The sequence below is a fragment of the uncultured Hymenobacter sp. genome (assembly GCF_964243305.1).
Taxonomy (GTDB): domain Bacteria; phylum Bacteroidota; class Bacteroidia; order Cytophagales; family Hymenobacteraceae; genus Hymenobacter.
In genome coordinates, this window is sequence record NZ_CAXTEF010000001.1 from 202,825 (window position 1) to 219,494 (window position 16,670).

The 16,670-nt window shown below is 63.4% G+C and carries 14 protein-coding genes, 1 pseudogene and 1 riboswitch; of the genes and pseudogenes, 7 read left to right on the forward strand and 8 right to left on the reverse strand.

Annotation, left to right across the window (positions count from 1 at the left end; all coding sequences use genetic code 11):
- Positions 1 to 29: 29 nt before the first annotated feature.
- The gene (locus ACFE70_RS00975; protein WP_375415829.1) at positions 30 to 1,178 is read right to left on the reverse strand and encodes a DUF3103 family protein; all 1,149 of its coding nucleotides are present in this window, start codon (positions 1,176 to 1,178) and stop codon (positions 30 to 32) included.
- A 113-nt stretch (positions 1,179 to 1,291) separates the two neighbouring features.
- Entirely contained in the window at positions 1,292 to 1,816 is a 525-nt protein-coding gene (locus ACFE70_RS00980; RefSeq protein WP_375415830.1) for a Crp/Fnr family transcriptional regulator, read from the reverse strand.
- A 274-nt stretch (positions 1,817 to 2,090) separates the two neighbouring features.
- On the opposite strand from ACFE70_RS00980, the gene ACFE70_RS00985 reads away from it, so the two are divergent.
- Both ACFE70_RS00985 and ACFE70_RS00990 read left to right on the forward strand, forming a co-directional pair.
- The gene (locus ACFE70_RS00985) at positions 2,091 to 2,936 is read left to right on the forward strand and encodes an oxidoreductase (RefSeq protein WP_375415831.1); all 846 of its coding nucleotides are present in this window, start codon (positions 2,091 to 2,093) and stop codon (positions 2,934 to 2,936) included.
- A gap of 271 nt (positions 2,937 to 3,207) precedes the next feature.
- Positions 3,208 to 4,077: an FRG domain-containing protein gene (locus ACFE70_RS00990; protein ID WP_375415832.1), complete on the forward strand. Its 870-nt coding sequence runs from the start codon at positions 3,208 to 3,210 to the stop codon at positions 4,075 to 4,077.
- A gap of 102 nt (positions 4,078 to 4,179) precedes the next feature.
- Here the strand turns inward: ACFE70_RS00990 and ACFE70_RS00995 are convergent, their stop codons facing one another.
- From ACFE70_RS00995 to ACFE70_RS01005, 3 genes are all read right to left on the reverse strand, one after another.
- A complete protein-coding gene (locus ACFE70_RS00995; RefSeq protein WP_375415833.1) occupies positions 4,180 to 4,953 on the reverse strand; it encodes a DUF2490 domain-containing protein in 774 nt (257 codons plus the stop codon).
- A gap of 264 nt (positions 4,954 to 5,217) precedes the next feature.
- A complete protein-coding gene (gene hrpB, locus ACFE70_RS01000; protein ID WP_375415834.1) occupies positions 5,218 to 8,010 on the reverse strand; it encodes an ATP-dependent helicase HrpB in 2,793 nt (930 codons plus the stop codon).
- A gap of 230 nt (positions 8,011 to 8,240) precedes the next feature.
- Positions 8,241 to 8,564 carry a rhodanese-like domain-containing protein gene (locus tag ACFE70_RS01005; RefSeq protein ID WP_375415835.1) on the reverse strand — a complete coding sequence of 108 codons (324 nt, stop codon included), beginning with the start codon at positions 8,562 to 8,564 and terminating at the stop codon, positions 8,241 to 8,243.
- A 335-nt stretch (positions 8,565 to 8,899) separates the two neighbouring features.
- On the opposite strand from ACFE70_RS01005, the gene ACFE70_RS01010 reads away from it, so the two are divergent.
- The 4 genes from ACFE70_RS01010 (at position 8,900) to ACFE70_RS01025 (ending at position 11,477) form a co-directional block, all read left to right on the forward strand.
- Entirely contained in the window at positions 8,900 to 9,196 is a 297-nt protein-coding gene (locus tag ACFE70_RS01010) for a hypothetical protein (RefSeq protein ID WP_375415836.1), read from the forward strand.
- Positions 9,197 to 9,268: 72 nt separating this feature from the next.
- Complete coding sequence (gene pnuC, locus ACFE70_RS01015; RefSeq protein ID WP_375415837.1) at positions 9,269 to 9,907, forward strand: nicotinamide riboside transporter PnuC; 639 nt, start codon at positions 9,269 to 9,271, stop codon at positions 9,905 to 9,907.
- A complete protein-coding gene (locus ACFE70_RS01020) occupies positions 9,907 to 10,431 on the forward strand; it encodes an AAA family ATPase (RefSeq protein WP_375415838.1) in 525 nt (174 codons plus the stop codon). Before pnuC ends, ACFE70_RS01020 begins: the two co-directional genes overlap by 1 nt.
- 170 nt (positions 10,432 to 10,601) lie before the next feature.
- Positions 10,602 to 11,477, forward strand: a complete 876-nt coding sequence (locus ACFE70_RS01025) for an aldose 1-epimerase family protein (protein WP_375415839.1) — start codon at positions 10,602 to 10,604, stop codon at positions 11,475 to 11,477.
- Positions 11,478 to 11,719: 242 nt separating this feature from the next.
- Here the strand turns inward: ACFE70_RS01025 and ACFE70_RS01030 are convergent, their stop codons facing one another.
- Positions 11,720 to 11,941 (reverse strand): hypothetical protein, encoded by a 222-nt coding sequence (locus ACFE70_RS01030; RefSeq protein WP_375415840.1) that lies wholly within the window; start codon positions 11,939 to 11,941, stop codon positions 11,720 to 11,722.
- 236 nt (positions 11,942 to 12,177) lie between these two features.
- A riboswitch (TPP riboswitch) is annotated at positions 12,178 to 12,283 on the forward strand.
- A 58-nt stretch (positions 12,284 to 12,341) separates the two neighbouring features.
- Between ACFE70_RS01030 and ACFE70_RS01035 the strand changes: the two genes are divergently transcribed.
- Positions 12,342 to 14,795, forward strand: coding sequence for a TonB-dependent receptor (locus tag ACFE70_RS01035; RefSeq protein WP_375415841.1), 2,454 nt, complete (start codon positions 12,342 to 12,344; stop codon positions 14,793 to 14,795).
- Positions 14,796 to 14,811: 16 nt separating this feature from the next.
- Here the strand turns inward: ACFE70_RS01035 and ACFE70_RS01040 are convergent, their stop codons facing one another.
- A complete protein-coding gene (locus ACFE70_RS01040; protein WP_375415842.1) occupies positions 14,812 to 15,000 on the reverse strand; it encodes a hypothetical protein in 189 nt (62 codons plus the stop codon).
- Positions 14,972 to 16,549 (reverse strand): annotated as a pseudogene (locus ACFE70_RS01045) (APC family permease). The gene ACFE70_RS01040 and the pseudogene ACFE70_RS01045 overlap by 29 nt, the downstream one beginning before the upstream one ends.
- Positions 16,550 to 16,670: the final 121 nt, after the last annotated feature.

Consider the following 16,670-nt stretch of genomic DNA (forward strand, 5'->3'; position numbering starts at 1 on the left):
TAACAGATAGAGAGAGCAAAAAATTTCTATTAATAAGGGTCGTAATCCAACATGAACTTCAACAGGTCGTTGCCGTGAGCCCGGAGGTCAGAGTTGGCGCAGAAAGTGCGGTCTACCGGAAAAGTGCCAATCTTTTCGTCATCGTCCCGAATATTTATGGTGAAGTCCGAAGTAATTTTAAATCCGGCAACCCTACCCTCTATTTTGATGGGCCAGGAAATGATGCTGCCACCATCGTCCTCCCAGTAAGTAAAGTTAAGAATGTCGCCGTAGGCCGGCGACCAGCGCACGAGCCGGTCCGTGAGGTACCACCACCGCTCGTCCATGTTGCTCCGCCGGTTCGGCTCCCACAGATTGCCCGCGTCAGAGCCGCCGCCGTAAAGCACCTTCTGAACGTTGCTGTTCTGGTCCAGGTAGTGTATGTACATGCGAATCTCGGGCGCACCGTTGGCCCACGACTCGATGGCGCTGATGTTGTTGGAGCGAAGGCCCCGCAGGTACAGCACTTCATCAAAGGGCATGGTCCCGCAAAACTCGCCGTTGTGCAGATTAGCAGTAGGTTGAGAAGTAGAGGCCTTTTTGCTGGCGGCCGTTATTGCAATTAGGCCTTGCTTAAGTCCTACTTTGCCTTGCGCTAACTCGGTCCGCTCGTTCTGACTAATGACGATGACTGGGACCGTGGGTGCCTGGCGCGAATCCAATAGGTGAACCGTGCCGGTAGCATCGAAAGCGGCGATGGGGGCGGTGCTTTTCTCGTCGAAATGGTCGGGCAGGTACGCGACCAGCGGTGTAAAGCTGGCGGCATCCCACTTGTCAATGTTAACCGGTACGGCCACGTTGAGTAAGGGGAATTTGCTGGTGATAGTGGCCAGTTCTTGCAACTCGGCCGTCTCAGGATGCTGAGCCGCGTAGTCGAGCAAGCGAGTGAACAGCACATCATAGTCACCGTCAAACTTTTTGAGCGCTTCCGCCTTCAAGAAGTCTCGTACACCAGCGTTAGCGAGTGTTTTTGCTAGCTTGCGGGCTACTTTCTCGTGCGCCGCTCCCGATCCGAGAAGCTGCGTGTTCTGCGCCTCGCTCGTACTAAGCGGCCGTACATCTTCGGCCGGCTGCTTCTCACAGGCTGCCAGCACAGTGGCCGCTGCTGCGAATAAAAGGGTTTTAAAAGTTGTCCTCATGGGGGGTAGGGTGTGGGTGATAAGGGGTTAGGTGATAATTTTGGATAGGCAAAATTATTCTGCTTCTTACCGTCATGAGGTTGATATTTGTCACTATCTACCCTTGACAAACATCAAAATCTAGCCCGCAACCGGCTCAGAGTGGCCGGGTCAATCCCCAGATAGGTAGCGATATAACTCAGAGGTACCCGCCGGTAAAATTCAGACTGCTCCTGGCTAAATACCTCCTGCCGTTCTTTGGCTTTGGGAATTTGCAAGAGCCGGATGCGGGCCATAAAAAGTAGTAAGTATCGCTCCATCAACCGGTACTCCACGTCCGCCAACGACTTATACGACCGCTTCACTGCCTCTAGGTCCGCGCGCTCCAGCATGAGCACCGTCGTAGGCTCCAGCAACTGCATCGTTTCCCGAGCGGGCCGGCCCAAAAAAGAACACGGTAGTGAACAAAGCGCTTGTCCTTCGTCGGACAGCCAGGAGGTTATTTCGCGGCTATCCTCGTTGTAGAAAGCGCGGACCAGGCCCCGTTCCACGAAAAATATCTTGTCGCTTACCTCTCCCTCTTCCAGCAACAATGCTCCCCTGGGCAAGCTACGCCGCTTAGCTATTTGCTGGAGGGCCTCCTGAGCGGGGAGCGTCATGGGGCCAATAGTATTAAGCGCAGCTAACAGGTGGAGGCTCATAATCTGAGAGTTAGGGATGAAACTAAACGCGGGTAACACTGGGCTAGTTGCTGCCTTTCAAACCACAGTGCCTTTCTTCTAGCGGGAGACTGGCGCCTTACCTCCACCGCGCAGGCTTATATAACTGGCTGGGGTCACGCCGCCAGCCACTGGATATTGCGCAAGCTCCACCTAAACATTTGCCTTCGCCAACCCGTCTTACCAGCGTCTTTACGCTATTCTTCTCTTTCCCATGCCAACCCCTAAAACCTGGTTTATTACTGGCGTCTCGTCCGGCTTCGGCGCCGCGCTGGCTGATTTAGCCCTTGAAAAAGGTGACAAAGTTGCCGCCACCTTTCGCAAGCCCGAGCAGGCCGAAGAATTCACCCGAAAAGCCGGCGAAAACAGCCGCGGCCTGGTCTGCGACGTGACCGATGAGGCGCAGGTGAAAACCGTCGTCGCCGACGCTATTGCCGCCTTCGGCCGGCTCGATGTGATTGTCAACAATGCCGGCTACGGCTCGCTGGGCAGCATCGAGGAAGTGCCGGCCGGGGAAGTACAGCGGCAGTTTGAGGTCAACGTGTTCGGGCCGCTGCACGTGCTGCGGGCGGTGCTGCCGCAGCTACGGGAGCAGCGCGGCGGCCACGTATTGAATGTTACCAGCATCGGGGGTTTGAAAACTTTTCCGGGGGTAGGGATTTACAACGCCTCCAAGTTTGCCCTCGAAGCCATCGGCGAAAGTTTGGCGCAGCAAGTCAAGCCCCTCGGCATTCACGTCACCAACATCGAGCCCAGCGGCTTCCGCACCGAGTGGGCCGGCGCCTCGGCCACCTACGCCGAGACCCATATTGAGGACTATCAGAGCACGGTGGGCGAAAACCTGCGCGGCATTCAGGACTACAGTGGGCGCCAGCCCGGCGACCCGGTGCGTGCCGCCCAGGCCATGTACGACGTGGTGCAGCAGGACAACCCGCCGCTGCACCTGCCGCTGGGCAAAGCCGCCGTCAAGGGTGCCCGCGAGAAGTTCGAGAGCATCCTGAAAGAGGTCAACGAGTATGCCGCCGTGGGCGAGGGCGCCGACTACCCGGCCGGCGAGTAGCGGAATCGTAACGCGAAACTCCGTTTCGCGGCGAGCAAGGCGAGCAGCTTGCGTCAGGATTGTTGCGCGGTCCGGCGCGGTGCCGCCTGCTCGCGCTGCTCGCCGCGAAATGGAGTTTCGCGTTACAAACTATCCTGGCGCGGTACTATGTGAGCGGCGAAATTCAATATTTGTGAGCCGGGCGCCGCCGGTTCTTTTTCGTGTCCGGTGCCGGGCTCGCGGTGGCCGGCGCCCCAGAATCCCTACCCCCTCTCTTTTCTTTAAAGCCCTTATGGCCTACTCTCCCAACGACCTCGTGGCCCAGAGCTGGGAAGAGCTGCAGCACCTGGTTTTCCGCGATACCTGGGATGAGCGGCTGGGGCGCTACCGCTCGCCGTTCGTGTACCGTGGGATGCGCAGCAGCCAGTACTTGCTCAGCACCAGCTTGCAGCGGCTGGGCGGCTGCTATCATCAGCTCGAAAATCACCTGCTGCGCAACTTCCGCAAGTATGCCCACGACCGGGCGGCGCCGGTGCTCAACTCGGCCTCGCCCTGGGACTGGCTGGCCCTGGCCCAGCACCACGGCCTGCCCACGCGGATGCTCGACTGGACCTACTCGCCCTACGTGGCCCTGCACTTCGCCACCGATGACCTCGAAGCCTACGACCAGGATGGCCTGATTTGGGCCATCAACTACGTGAAGGCCGCCGAGCACCTGCCCCCGGCCCTGCGCAACGCCCTGCGCGCCGAGGGCTCCAACGTGTTCACGCCCGAGCTGCTGGAGCCCGTGTGCCAGAACCTGGCCGCGCTGGAAACGATTCAGGACGAGCCGTTTGTGTTGTTCCTGGAGCCGCCTTCCCTGGATGAGCGCATCGTGCACCAGCACGCGCTGTTTGCGCTCATGAGCCACTCGCAAGCGGTATTGCACGAGTGGCTCGATGCGCGGCCGGAACTGTTTTTTCGCATCGTCATCCCGGCCCGCCTCAAGTGGGAAGTGCGCGACAAGCTCGACCAGGCCAACATCACCGAGCGGGTGCTCTTCCCCGGCCTCGGGGGCCTCAGCCGCTGGCTGCACCGCCACTACAGCCCCACCCAGCGCCCTGAGTCCGACCGCAGCCAATCGGAAGAACTGGCCGCCAGGCTGATGAAGGGTGCGCACTAAGAAACGATAAGAAATGAGCGCCAATAAGGCGGTCATGTCGGGCGAAATGCTTCGTCCCCGGCTTGATAGGCCACCTGCTCGGCATGACCGCCTTGTTAGCGCTCATTCCTTAGTCAGCGCTGACCCGTGGCGCACATCCGGGCGAAAGGTGAAGCCGACTTGCAGCACCGTGCCGGGAGAGCCGTCGTCGGAGCCGGGGCTGGCGGTGAGCGACTGATGTACTACACCCGCTTCCAGTGCCGACGCGCCACTGAGCTGCAAGCCCAGCAGCAGGCTGAGGCGGTTTTGGTCAAAGAAGGACGGGGCCGGACCCAGGTTGACGAACAACTCATTGGCACCTACCAGGTAGGCGGTGCCGGGCGTCAGGCGGTGGTCGCCGCGCAGGGGCAGCAGCAATTGCACTTGGTAGCGCAGGCGGGTGTGGTAGGTGCGGGCGGCGTTTTCGCGCAGCCAGCGCTCTTCGAGGCGGTAGCGGTGCCGGGTCCAGAGCGCGCCGGTTTGCTCACCGACCTGCAGCTGCTGGTACAGGCGCCGCTCCCGGGCGCCGGGTCCGGGGGCGTTGGACTGGTCGGAGGGGGGTAGGGAATAGGCGTGAGCGTAGCCGGCCGAGGCCACGGCCTGCTCGCTTAGGTGCACATTCAGGCCGGCGCGCACCAGGGCTTTGGCAGGCATGGCGGCCGGACGCGGGCCGCCGCGCCAGTGCAAGTCGGCGTGCAGGCCCAGGCGCCGGCTCAGGTGGGCATCGCTGCTGAGCCGGAACCACACGCCGGGCGCGGGCACTCTCGCCGCCGGCTGGGCTTGCGCCGGCGGCCAGCTTAAAAGCACCCAGACTGCCGTTGCCAGAGCGGTTTTTCCTAAAAGTAGAAGTTGTTTCATCCGCCTGCTAGAGCTACATTACGTAATTGTTACCTGATATTACGCAAATGTTACCAGCTGGCCAAATTCTCCCTAAAAACTTAACATTGAGGCCAGTGACGTCCGGGGCTGCCACTCGTAACAGCATCCTACCGGGCGCCTGATGGTTTGGGCAAGAAAATGAGCCGGCCGCCCAAAAGATGAGCCTTCCGGCGGCGGCAGGGGGGTAGGAAATCGGCTTTCACTACAGGTCCAGTATTAGACAGCGAGCTGTCTGCCAAATGCTTAACTAGCTCCGAGCCGCTTCTTGGTGAGCTTGGTGGGCACGTGGCTCAGCGGGTCGTCGGGCCAGGGGTGCCTGGGGTAGCGCCCGCGCAGCTCCTTGCGCACCTCGAAGTAGCCGCCGGCCCAGAAGCTGCGCAAGTCGCGCGTGACCTGCGCCGGCTTGCCGCCCGGCGAGAGCAGGTGCAGCAGCACCGGCACCCGCGCCGGCCCACCCACCGTGGGCGTGTCGAGCAGGCCAAACAGCTCTTGCAGCTTCACGGCCAGCACTGGCGCGGCGGGGTTTTCATAGCTGAGGCTGATGTGGGAGCCGCTGGGCACTTCCAGCGCGGCGGGCGCCAGGCGGTCCAGCTCCTGGCGCTGGGCCCAGCCGCCGGGCAGGCGCGCCAGCAGTGGCTCGCGCAGGTCGAGGCGCTGCACGTCGGTCAGGCTTTTGAGGCCGGCCAGGTGCGGGCCCAGCCACGCGGGCAGCCCGGCCAGCAGCGTGGCGTCATCTGCGGCAGGCCAGGCTTCCGTTGCTTGTTGACCGAAATGCTGATGCATAAACACCAGCCGCTGTTGCAGCTGCCGGGCTTCGGCGGTCCAGTTCAGCTTGCTAAAACCCTCCGCCTGCACGTAGGCCAGCAGCGCCCGCGCCACCAGCGCCGCGTCGGGCTGGCCGATGACGGTTTCGCCCAGCAGCAAGGCCCCCAGGCGGCGCACGCGGCGGCCCGTCACGCGCTGAGCCGTAGCGTCGTAGCTGACTTCGTCGGTGGTCGTAATCTGCTCGGCGAAAGCGGTTTCCAGCTCGGCACGGGTGAGGGCGGCGGCCAGCGTGGCGCGGGGCGCGGCGGCCGTGCCCGCCAGGTGAGCCACGGCGAAAAACTCGGCCTGCGCATCCACATCTTCGGTTTTCAGGCTCACCCGCTGCCCCGTGATGAGGCGCAGGCGGTCGGCGGTTTCGCGTTGGGCCAGCCGGTCGGGGTAGGCCAGGGCCAGCAGCGCGGCGTCGCTGAGGCTGGCTGTTAGCTGCTGGTTCGTAGTCAGTGGTTGGGCTGAAGCTGCCAGAGGAGACACGGGCATTCTCGAAGCCGGAGCGGCACCTAAAGCCAAGGCTCGGCCCATTTTTTGGCGCTGCGTAAGCTGCCGCGCTACTTCCCGGATGCGCGGCAGCGTGGCGTGGTGCAGCGCCAGGCCGGGCAGCGGCGGCCGGCCGGTGCGCAGGGCTTCGAGGCGCAGGCGCAGGTCGGGGGGTAGGGCGCGCGGGTCGGCCGGGTCTTGCCAGCGCAGCAGCTCGCGCTCGGCCAGCAGAGCAGCCAGCTCGGCGGCGGCCGGTCCCTGGCCCAGCTCGGTGCCGCGCACCACCAAGTGGCCCAGGCGCGGCGGCAGGCCCAGGCGGGCCAGGGCTTTGCCGTGGGCCGTGGGCTTTAAGTTTGAATTAAAAATGGCTTGTTCAGGGCCGACCTGAGTTAATTTTGTGGTAAGGTCAGCTGGTTGGTTTCCTACCCCCTCGCTGCTTTCTAACTGCTTATTTTTAATTCCTTCCAACGCGCCCAGCCTTAGTAAAAGCTCGCGCGCCTGACCCACGGCGGCGGCGGGCGGCGCATCGAGCCAGCGCAGGCTGCCCGGTTCCGGGACGCCCCACAGGGCTATTTCCAGCGTCAGGCCGCTGAGGTCGGCGGTCTGAATTTCGGGGGCTCGGTGGGCGGGCAGCTGGTGGTGCTCGGCCGGGGTCCAGAGCCGGTAGCAGGTGCCGGGCGCCACGCGGCCGGCGCGGCCCCGGCGCTGGTCGGCGGCGGCCTGGCTCACGGGCACGGTTTCGAGCGTAGTGAAGCCCGTGCGCGGCAAAAAGCGCGGCACCCGCGCGAAGCCGCCGTCAATCACGACCCGCACGCCCTCGATGGTGAGGCTGGTTTCGGCGATGCTGGTGGCCAGAATGACCTTGCGGCGGCCCGGCGCGGCGTTGCGCAGAGCCGCCTCCTGGGCTTCGAGCGGCAGCTCGCCATGCAGCAGGTGCAGCGTCACGTCGGCGGGCAAATCGGTCAGCCTGCGCTCGATGCGCTGCAAGTCGCCTACCCCCGGCAGAAACACCAGCACGTCGCCCGCGTGGGCGGCCAGCGCGGCGCGCACCTGCGCTGGCACCAGTGCGGCCAGCCGCTCGGCGGGTCGGTTGGGCAAGGCCGCTGTCCTGCCGGAGCTGCCCTGGCGCGGGTCGAGGTAATGAGTTTCAACCGGAAACAGAAAGCCCGACGACGACACCACCGGCGCCGGCAGCCACTGCCCCAGCCGCCCGGCCTCCAGCGTGGCCGACATGAGCAGGATTTTCAGCTCCGGCCGCAGCAAAGCCTGCGCGTCCAGCGCCAGCGCCAGACCCAGGTCCGCGTTCAGGCTGCGCTCGTGAAACTCGTCGAACACCACGCCGGCCACGCCTTCCAGGGCCGGGTCGTCCTGCATCATGCGCGTCAGAATGCCTTCGGTAATCACTTCAATGCGCGTGGCCGCCGATATTTTACTGTCGAGCCGCACGCGGTAGCCCACCGTCTGGCCCACGGGCTCGCCCAGCAGCTGTGCCAAGCGGGCGGCGGCGGCGCGGGCGGCCAGCTGCCGCGGCTCCAGCACCAGAATCTTATCAGCCGGAGCGCGCCAGGCGGCGGCCAGCAGCGCCAGCGGCACCACCGTGGTTTTGCCCGCGCCGGGCGGCGCTTCCAGCACCACCCGGCTGTTCGTCTCGAGGGCGGCCAGCAGCGCCGGCAGCGCCGCCACGATGGGTAGCTCGGGTAGGTTGGCGGGCAGAGGGGGGGGTAGGGAAGCGGCCATGCCGCGAAGGTCGGCAGGGCAGCGGCTTAACGGTCAAAAAAGGCAGTTGTGCGGAGCGGGTGGCGCATCCAGCCAGGAACGCAGCGAAGTCAAAGCATCTTGGCTGTGCCAGGGGGGTAGGGAATCCAGTCGTTGGCTACCACTGATTACGGCTACCCACGAGATGCTTCGGCAAGCGGACGCCAGATGAGCATGACCGCCTTTTTTTGACTTTCATGCTTAATTCATGCTTAATATACCGGCACGCTGGGGTCTACGCGCAGGCTCCAGGCGTGAATGCCGCCGCGCAGGTTGCGCAAATTCTGGTGGCCGTGGCGCTGCGCCAGATACGCCAGCGCCTGCGCTGAGCGCACGCCGTGGTGGCAGACCAGCACCACGGGGTGGTCGGTGGGCACTTCGGCGGCGCGGGCGGGCAGCTCGCCCAGCGGAATCAGCACGCTGCCGGGCAGGTGGCAGTAGGCGAACTCTTCCGGCTCGCGCACATCGAGCAGCAGGATGTTTTCGCCCGCCAGCTGGGCGGCGCGCAGGGCTTCGGGCGTCAGGTCAGGCAGCATGGGGGGGGTAGGAAATTCTAGAATATTCGTGGTGCTAGCTATCAGTAGCTGCTGTCAGCCTAAATTGGTGTTTGCCTCACGCAACCAAAATTGGGTTTGAGAAATCAGGCATTTAACTCCTATACCTGAAACTTGAAACTTGGTGTCTTATGAAAACTATCCGACTGCTACTGTTGGCTGGTCTGAGCGCATTAACCATGAGCAGCAGCTGTGAAACAAACTGTGGGCTTGAGCAGCCGCCCTGTCCGGGCGGCCCGGTTACTCAAATCCAGATTCCGGGCCTGGCTGATTATTCTGCTTACGGTTTTGCGGGGCCCATAGCGGATGTGAGCCCGGTGAAACAGTACGTTATCAATTCGGCTGCCGAGTACGAGGCATTGTTTACGCGCCAACCCCGGCCCGTCATTGATTTCCAGGCCTACACGCTGCTGGCCGGCGAAACCAGAATGACGAGCGGCGGCTCGGTGGCATCGCAGGTGGTGTCCTATCCGTGTCCGGGTCCGGACTATACGTTCGCCGTGAAGCTGAGCCCCGGCGTGACCCAGGCCATTACGGAGGTGGCCTATTTCGCCGTGGTGCCCAAGCTGCCGGCCGGCGCGAAAGTGACCTTCGACGTGCAGCTGCTGCCATAGCGCGGGCCTTCCCGGCTACGCTACTTTTGCGGGCCGCGCCGGGCGAGTTGTCCGGCGCGGCCCGCCTCTTTTATGTCCCTACCTGACTTCTACCATTTCTGGACGTCGGCCGCCGGCGGCACGCCGCTGGAGTGGGTGGCCGTGCTCACAGGCTTCGCCTGCGTGTGGCTGGCCGCGCGCGAGTCGCTCTGGAATTTTCCGGTGGCCATCGTCAGCTGCGGGCTTTACGTGCTGGTGTACCACCGCACGCAGCTGTATTCTGACCGCAATTTGCAGGTCTTTTTCATTCTCTTCAACCTCTACGGCTGGTACGAGTGGCGCTTCGGCGGCCGGGGCCGCACCGCGCTGCCCGTGACGCGCACCCGGCCGGCCGAGTGGGCGGCGCTGGCTCTTTTCGCGGCCGTGTTCACGCTGGGCTCGGGCTATTATTTCGCCCACCGCACCGACGCCGCGCTGCCCTACTGGGACAGCTTTACGACCGGCGGCAGCCTCGTAGGGCAGTACTTGCTGATGCGCAAGCGCCTGGAAAACTGGCTGGTCTGGATAGTGGTCGACATCATTTACGTGCCCATTCTCTGGTTTAAGCAGCTCTACCCGACCACGGCGCTCTACGCGCTTTACCTGGGCTTGGCCGTGTACGGCTACCTGGAGTGGCGCCGCGCCCTGCGCCCGGCCGTTGCCCCCGCCCCGGCCGCAAAGCTGCCCGTCTAATGCGGCGCATCTCCATCACTGGTCCCGAATCGACCGGCAAATCGACGCTGGCTGCCCAGCTGGCCGCGCACTTCGGCGCCGCCTTCGTCCCGGAATACGCCCGCGAGTACCTGGCCGCCCACGGCCCGGCTTATGCGCTGCCCGACCTGGAAGAAATAGCCCGCGGCCAGCTGCGAGAGGAAGAAATGGCCGCCGCGCGGGGGCATGGGCTGCTGTTTTGTGATACCGATTTGCTGGTGATAAAAGTCTGGGCTGAGCACGCGTTTGGCCGCTGCCCGGCCTGGATTGTCGAGGAGCTGCGCCGCCCGCGCTACGCCCTCACACTGCTGCCCGACGTGGATTTGCCCTGGCAGCCCGACCCGCTGCGCGAGCATCCGCACCTGCGGGCCCATTTTATGCAACTGTATCGCCGCGAGCTGGCCGCGCTGGGCTGGCTGGTAGCCGAAATCAGCGGCACCGATGCGCAGCGGCTGGCGCGGGCCGTGGCGGCGGTTGAGGGGCTTACAGCACAAGGAAGGGGGTAGGGAAGTGAGGGGTGAAATGAGGCAAAAAGCCGGTCATGCTGAGCAGAGCGAAGCATATCTACCGCTAACTAATTCAATCGTTGCTAGCCATTAATTACTTACGTGGTAGAGATGCTTCGGCAAGCTCAGCATGACCGGCTTTTTGCCTCATTTCCCTACCCCCTCCTTTTATGCTAATTATGCTAACCCTTACTAACGCCCGCTGCCGGGCCACCTTCAGCCCCCACGGCGCTGAGCTGACCAGCTTCACCCTCGATGCGCTCGACTACCTCTGGCCCGCCGAGCCGGCCGTGTGGGGCCGCCACGCGCCGGTGCTGTTTCCCATCGTCGGCCGCCTGCCCGATGACACGTTTCTGCACCGGGGCCGGTCGTTTCACCTGCCGCAGCATGGCTTTGCCCGCGACCGGGAGTTCGCGCTCATCGGTCAAAGCGCTGAGGCGCTGACGTTTGAGCTGCGTGATGATGCTCAGTCCCACGAAGTTTTCCCCTTTGCCTTCGCGCTGCGCATCCGCTACGAGCTGCGCGGCACCACGCTCACCGTGGGCTGGGAAGTGCACAATCCTGACCTCGGGCAGGAGCTGTTGTTCAGCATCGGCGCGCACCCGGCTTTTCGGTGCCCGCTGCTGCCGGAAGAGCAGTTTGAAGACTATTACTTCGCCTTCGACCACCCGGTCACGCTGCCCCGGCAGCTGCTGCGCGGCGGCCTGCGCACCGGCGAAACCGCGCCCGTGCTCACCCAGCAAGCCGAGCTGCCGCTGCGCTACGAGCTATTCGCCGACGATGCGCTGGTGTTCTCAAACTACGATTTCACCGCCCTCACCCTGCGCTCGCGCCGCTCAGCGCGCTTTGTGCGCGTACGCTTCGACGGCTTTCCCTACCTGGGTCTCTGGACCAAAGGCCCCGGCGCGAACTTCGTCTGCATCGAGCCCTGGCAGGGCGTCGCCAGCCCCGCCGGCCCGCCGCAGGAGCTGGCCGACAAGGAAGGCATCCTGACGCTAGCGCCCGGCCAGCGCTTTACGGCGGCTTACCACGTGGAGCTGGGGTAGGGAAGGGGCGGCGCCCCTTGATAGCGCCGCTGCTGCCTGATTCGCAAGGTCCGGCGGGGCGACATGTTGGTAGGAAAAGGGGGGGTAGGAAAACAATTGAGCCCCAGCAGGGCGACACACAAACGTTAGCAAACGTCGGGTGTCGCTCTGCTGGGGCTTGGTCGTTTTGGTTAGCGGGCCTCATTGCCAACATGCCGTCCCGCCGGGCGTAGCTTAATCAACTCATTAAACCAACCCGCTTTCTACCCGGCCGGCACGCGGGGGCGGTTGTAATCTGGCTCCCAATCGTTGATGGGCAGGGTGATGCCGGGGGGCAGGTCAAGGTCGGGCAGGCCGGAGTCGCGCGGCTCACCACCGCCGTCGTTGTCATCGTCGGGCTGGGAGGGGCGCGGGCGCGGCCGGCGGCGCGGCACCACCCAAATCAGGGTGAAAGCCGCCAGAAACAGCAAAGTATAGAGCAGCATATACATCGGATAAACGAGCTAGGGGCGGCAGGAGCAGTAGGCAGGCGGCGCTTAATGTCAACGCAGCATCGGCCCTGGGTGTTGCGGCCGGGCAGCAGTTGGTTTGGCCTGCCTAAATTAACAAAAAGCTGGCAGATTGGCGCGGCGCTTAATGAAGAATGAGGAGTGAAGAATTACCACAGCAGTAATTCTTCACTCCTCATTCTTCATTAAGCGCCGCTTCGGCCTTACCTTTGCCGCATGTTTAGGGGTGCTGCCTTTGTGCACGAAGGCGGCTGAGATAATACCCATTGAACCTGAACCAGGTAATGCTGGCGCAGGGAACAAACAATCCACGGACGTTTCCGCGGCGGCTCCGACCCCTGGGGCTGCCGTGCGTTCTATTCTTTCCTTTCCTTTTTTGAAAACTGTACTCCTTGCGGGGGCGGCGCTGCTGGCGCTGGCTTCCGCGCCGGCGCGGGCGCAAGGCCCCGTGTCCGGCACCCTCACCGCGGCCCCAACCGGCCAGGCCCTGCCCGGCGCCACGGTCGTAATCACGGATTTGCCCGGCCTGGGTGCTACTACTGATGCCGCCGGCCGCTTCGAGCTGCCGGCCGTGCCGGCCGGCCCGCATACGCTGCGCATCAGCTACGTGGGCTTCGAGGCGCTGAGCCAGCCGCTGCAAGGGCAGCCCGCCGCCCAATCCCTACCCCCCCTCGCGCTGCAAACCGCCCGCAACCTCACGCCCGACGCCGTGGTGACGGCCACCCGCGCCACCGAAAAAACCGGCACCGCCTACCAGAACGTGAGCCGCGAAGAGCTGCAAGCCCGCAACTTCGGCCAGGATTTGCCCTACCTGCTCGACCAGACACCGAGCGTAGTGACGACCTCCGACGCGGGCACCGGCGTGGGCTACACCGGCCTGCGCATCCGCGGCACCGACGGCACCCGCATCAACGTGACCCTCAATGGCGTGCCGGTGAATGAGGCCGAAAGCCACGGCGTGTTTTTTGTCGATTTGCCCGATTTGGCTTCCAGCGTGCAGAGCATTCAGGTGCAGCGCGGCGCCGGACCCAGCACCAACGGCGCGGGCGCCTTCGGCGCCAGCCTGAACGTGGAAACCCTGGGCTTGCGCTCGAAAGCCTACGGCGAAATCAACAACTCAGCCGGCTCGTTCGGCACCTGGAAAACGACCGTGGCGGCCGGCACCGGCCTGCTCGGCGGCCACTTCGCCGTCGATGCGCGGGCCTCGCGCATTCAGAGCGACGGCTACATCGACCGGGCCAGCGCCCGGCTCAAGTCGCTGTATCTGACGGGCACGTACTCGGATGAGAAAACGCTGCTGCGCGCCCTGGTGCTCACCGGCTACGAGACCACCTACCAGAGCTGGTACGGCCTGGCCGACTCGCTATTGCACCGCAACCGCCGCTACAACGAGGCCGGCACCGACTACGGCCAGCACCTGCCGGCCTATAAAAACCAGACCGACAACTACCAGCAGGACTACTACCAGTTCCTGGTTTCGCGCCAGCTTTCAAGCAGTTTAAATCTGAGCGTGACGCCCTTCTGGACGCGCGGCGGCGGCTACTACGAGGAGTACAAGGCCAATCAAGACTTCGAGCAATACGGCATTACTGGGCCAGGATATCAGCCTAACCCGGCCGGCGGCCTCGACACGCTCACAACTACGGACGTGATTCGGCGCCGCTGGCTCCGAACGGACCTCTACGGCGCGACCTATGCCTTGCAGCTGCGGCCCGCCGCCGGCCGTTTCACTGAGGCGACGCTCGGTGGGGCGGTGGTCGACTACCGCGGCCAGCACTTCGATGAGTTGACCTGGGCGCAGCGCGGGCTGAATATTCCGGAAAGCGGCAGCCGCTACGCCCAGGAGCCCAACGCCCACAAGCTGGACGTGAACACCTACGCCCGCGCCACGGCTGCGCTCACCGAGCAGCTTTCCGCCTTCGGCGACCTGCAATACCGCTACGTGAACTACGAGCTGCTGGCGCCCAACGGCGGCCCCGACAATGCCAAGAGCCAGCAGGCCATTGACTTTCAGTTCCTTAACCCCAAAGCTGGCCTGACCTATCAACTGCGCGCGGGCCTGGCCGCCTACGCCTCCTACGCCCTGGCCCAGCGCGAGCCCACCCGCACCGACTACACCGACACGCCCGCCGCCCGCCGCCCCACCGCCGAAAAGCTGCACAACATCGAAGCCGGCCTGCGCCGCACTACTGGCCCGCTGCAATGGTCGGCCAACTACTACTACATGCGCTACCGCGACCAGCTCGTGCTCAGCGGGCAGCTCGACGACGTGGGCAACCCCATCCACGCCAACGTGCGCGACTCCTACCGCACCGGCCTGGAGTTGCAGCTGGCTGCGCGAGTTCATAATAAGCTCACCCTCAGTCCTACGGCCACCATCAGCCGCAACAAAATCAACAACTACCGCGATTACCTGGCCGACTACGACCAGGGCGGCGAGCAGGTCACGGCTTATAAGCAGACGACTATTTCTTTCTCGCCCAGCCTCACTTTCGCCTACACCGCCGAGTATGAGCCGCTGTCCGGCCTCAAGCTCGCCACGCTGGCCCGCTACGCCAGCCGCCAGTATTTGGACAATACTAGCACCGCCGCCCGCAGCATCCCGAGCTACTACGTGCAGGATGTGCGCCTGCGCTACGGCTGGCAACCGCGAAAGCTTGGTTTAGAGCAAATAGAGCTGGCGGTGCTGCTCAACAACATCTTTGCCACCGAGTACGTGAACAACGGCTACACCTATGGCTACGTGAGTGGGGGTAGGGCGCAGTATTTCAACTACTTCTATCCGCAAGCCAAACGCAACCTGCTGGCCGCCGTGAACCTGCGCTTTTAATCGCAGATGGTGCAGATTAAATGATCAGCCGCACCCCGCCCAATTCCGAGAGCTGATAGGGAAAACGGTCGTCGGGCGAGCCGATGAACATGAAATTTTTGGGGACGTTCCACTTGGTTGACAGCTCCTCAATCAGGGCGGGGCCAAACTCGCCTTCCAGCGTAACTACTTCTACCTCAATCTGCTCGTAAGCGCGGTCGAGCACCCTGATGTCGTCCAGCAGATGGTCGGGATACTTGTCGCCGGGCCGGCACAGTCACTATTTTCAGGCGCTTGGTGAACTCGTTTTCCACGACGTAGGCCATTACCTTGTTGAGGTTGACCACGTTGTCATTCTTGGTGAAGAACACAAACTCCTGCTGCGTCAGCTCGCGCAGCTGGCGCTGCATCTGCAGGCGGCTTGCGCGGGCGGCCTGCGGCAGGCGCGTTTCCAGCGACTGCGTGGCCGGTAGCAACAGGTTGAAGATGGCCGTGCGATTGAGCATGATGGCGACCAGGGCCATCGAAGGCAGGAAGTATTGCAGGAACACGACCAGGTAGTCGGGGTGAATCACGACGTTGCCGTAGAGGGCCACCAGCACGCCGAGCAGGGCCAGCGTCACGGTCAGCACACTCGCGTAGACGGGCCGCGGCAGGTTGGGGCGCTTGCGCTTGAGCAGGAAGTTGCCGAGGGTAAAAAAGGCCATCACCGACAGAAATGAGATGGTGTAGACGCCCGCCAGCGGCCCGAGCGGCCCGTTCGTAATCAGTAGCACCGACACACAGAGCAAAAAGAACGTGATGAGAATCACGTAGTTGCTTTTGCGGGTGTTCTCCTTCAGGAAAAACTGGGGCAGGATGCGGTCCAGAGCCATGCGCTTCATCAGGCCGCTCACGCCCACGAACGAGGTGAGCACCGCCCCGCTGAGCACGGCCACCGCATTAACTGAAATCACCGTGCCCAGCCAGCGCCCACCCGTGACAGTGCCCAGGTGTTAGAGCAGGGTTTCGGTGTGCTGCCCCACCTCGGCCAGCGGCAGCACCGCGATGGCCAGAAACGCGAGCAGCGGGTTGAAAATCGTCACCACAATCCACATGTTACGCAGCGTTTTTTGAAATACGCCCCGCGCCTGCTCTTCCACGAAGTTGGCTGAGCTTTCAAACCCCGAAATGCCCAGCATGGCCGCGCTGAACCCGAAAAACAGGGCCGTGACGATGCTGCCGCCCTTCACCGGCGCCTGAAAATTCAGGCTCAGATTTCCTGCCCCGTGCGTGGCCAGGTACCAGATGGCCACGCCCACGAGCAGGGTAAGCGAGACCAGATGAGTGAGAAAAATAATCACCGCCACGATGGCCGACTCGGAGATGCCCAGCAGGGTGAGGGCCAGAAACAGTCCCAGCAGTCCCAGCGTGGCCCCGATAATGGGCAGCTCCGCCCAGAGCGTGTGCAGGTAGTGCATGGCCTCGTTGGCCGAGAGCACGGCCGTGGCCATGTAGGAAAGAATGGTGAGGCAGGCGGCCAGCGCCGCGTTGCGCTTGCTCGTGGTGTTGAGCAGCACATTGTAGGCGCCACCGTTCAGGGGCAGGGCGCCAACGACCTCGCCGTAGATTTTGCGGAATAGAAACAGCACCGCCCCCACGATGAGCAGCGCCAGCCAGGCGTATTGCCCGGCGTAAGAAATAGCCAGCGCCGACACGTAGAGGCAGGACGAGGAAATGTCGTTGCCGCAGATAGCCGTGGCTTCCAGCTCGTTAAGTTTCTTTGCGTGGCTCATAAATAATCGGGCAGAACGTGGCGGAGGGGTAGGATGGAGGCTGTACGGGAAACTGCGCCATTGGAGAATGCGGCCCGGCGAATTTAGCGGCCCGGCGCCCGCCCGGCTCGCCGAACCCGGT

Excerpts from the sequence above, each read along its gene's own strand:
- ACFE70_RS00975 (WP_375415829.1), bottom strand. The coding sequence starts at position 1,178 with ATGAGGACAACTTTTAAAACCCTTTTATTCGCAGCAGCGGCCACTGTG.
- ACFE70_RS00980 (WP_375415830.1), bottom strand. The coding sequence starts at position 1,816 with ATGACGCTCCCCGCTCAGGAGGCCCTCCAGCAAATAGCTAAGCGGCGT.
- ACFE70_RS00985 (WP_375415831.1), top strand. The coding sequence starts at position 2,091 with ATGCCAACCCCTAAAACCTGGTTTATTACTGGCGTCTCGTCCGGCTTC.
- ACFE70_RS00990 (WP_375415832.1), top strand. The coding sequence starts at position 3,208 with ATGGCCTACTCTCCCAACGACCTCGTGGCCCAGAGCTGGGAAGAGCTG.
- ACFE70_RS00995 (WP_375415833.1), bottom strand. The coding sequence starts at position 4,953 with ATGAAACAACTTCTACTTTTAGGAAAAACCGCTCTGGCAACGGCAGTC.
- hrpB (WP_375415834.1), bottom strand. The coding sequence starts at position 8,010 with ATGGCCGCTTCCCTACCCCCCCCTCTGCCCGCCAACCTACCCGAGCTA.
- ACFE70_RS01005 (WP_375415835.1), bottom strand. The coding sequence starts at position 8,564 with ATGCTGCCTGACCTGACGCCCGAAGCCCTGCGCGCCGCCCAGCTGGCG.
- pnuC (WP_375415837.1), top strand. The coding sequence starts at position 9,269 with ATGTCCCTACCTGACTTCTACCATTTCTGGACGTCGGCCGCCGGCGGC.
- ACFE70_RS01020 (WP_375415838.1), top strand. The coding sequence starts at position 9,907 with ATGCGGCGCATCTCCATCACTGGTCCCGAATCGACCGGCAAATCGACG.
- ACFE70_RS01025 (WP_375415839.1), top strand. The coding sequence starts at position 10,602 with ATGCTAATTATGCTAACCCTTACTAACGCCCGCTGCCGGGCCACCTTC.
- ACFE70_RS01030 (WP_375415840.1), bottom strand. The coding sequence starts at position 11,941 with ATGCTGCTCTATACTTTGCTGTTTCTGGCGGCTTTCACCCTGATTTGG.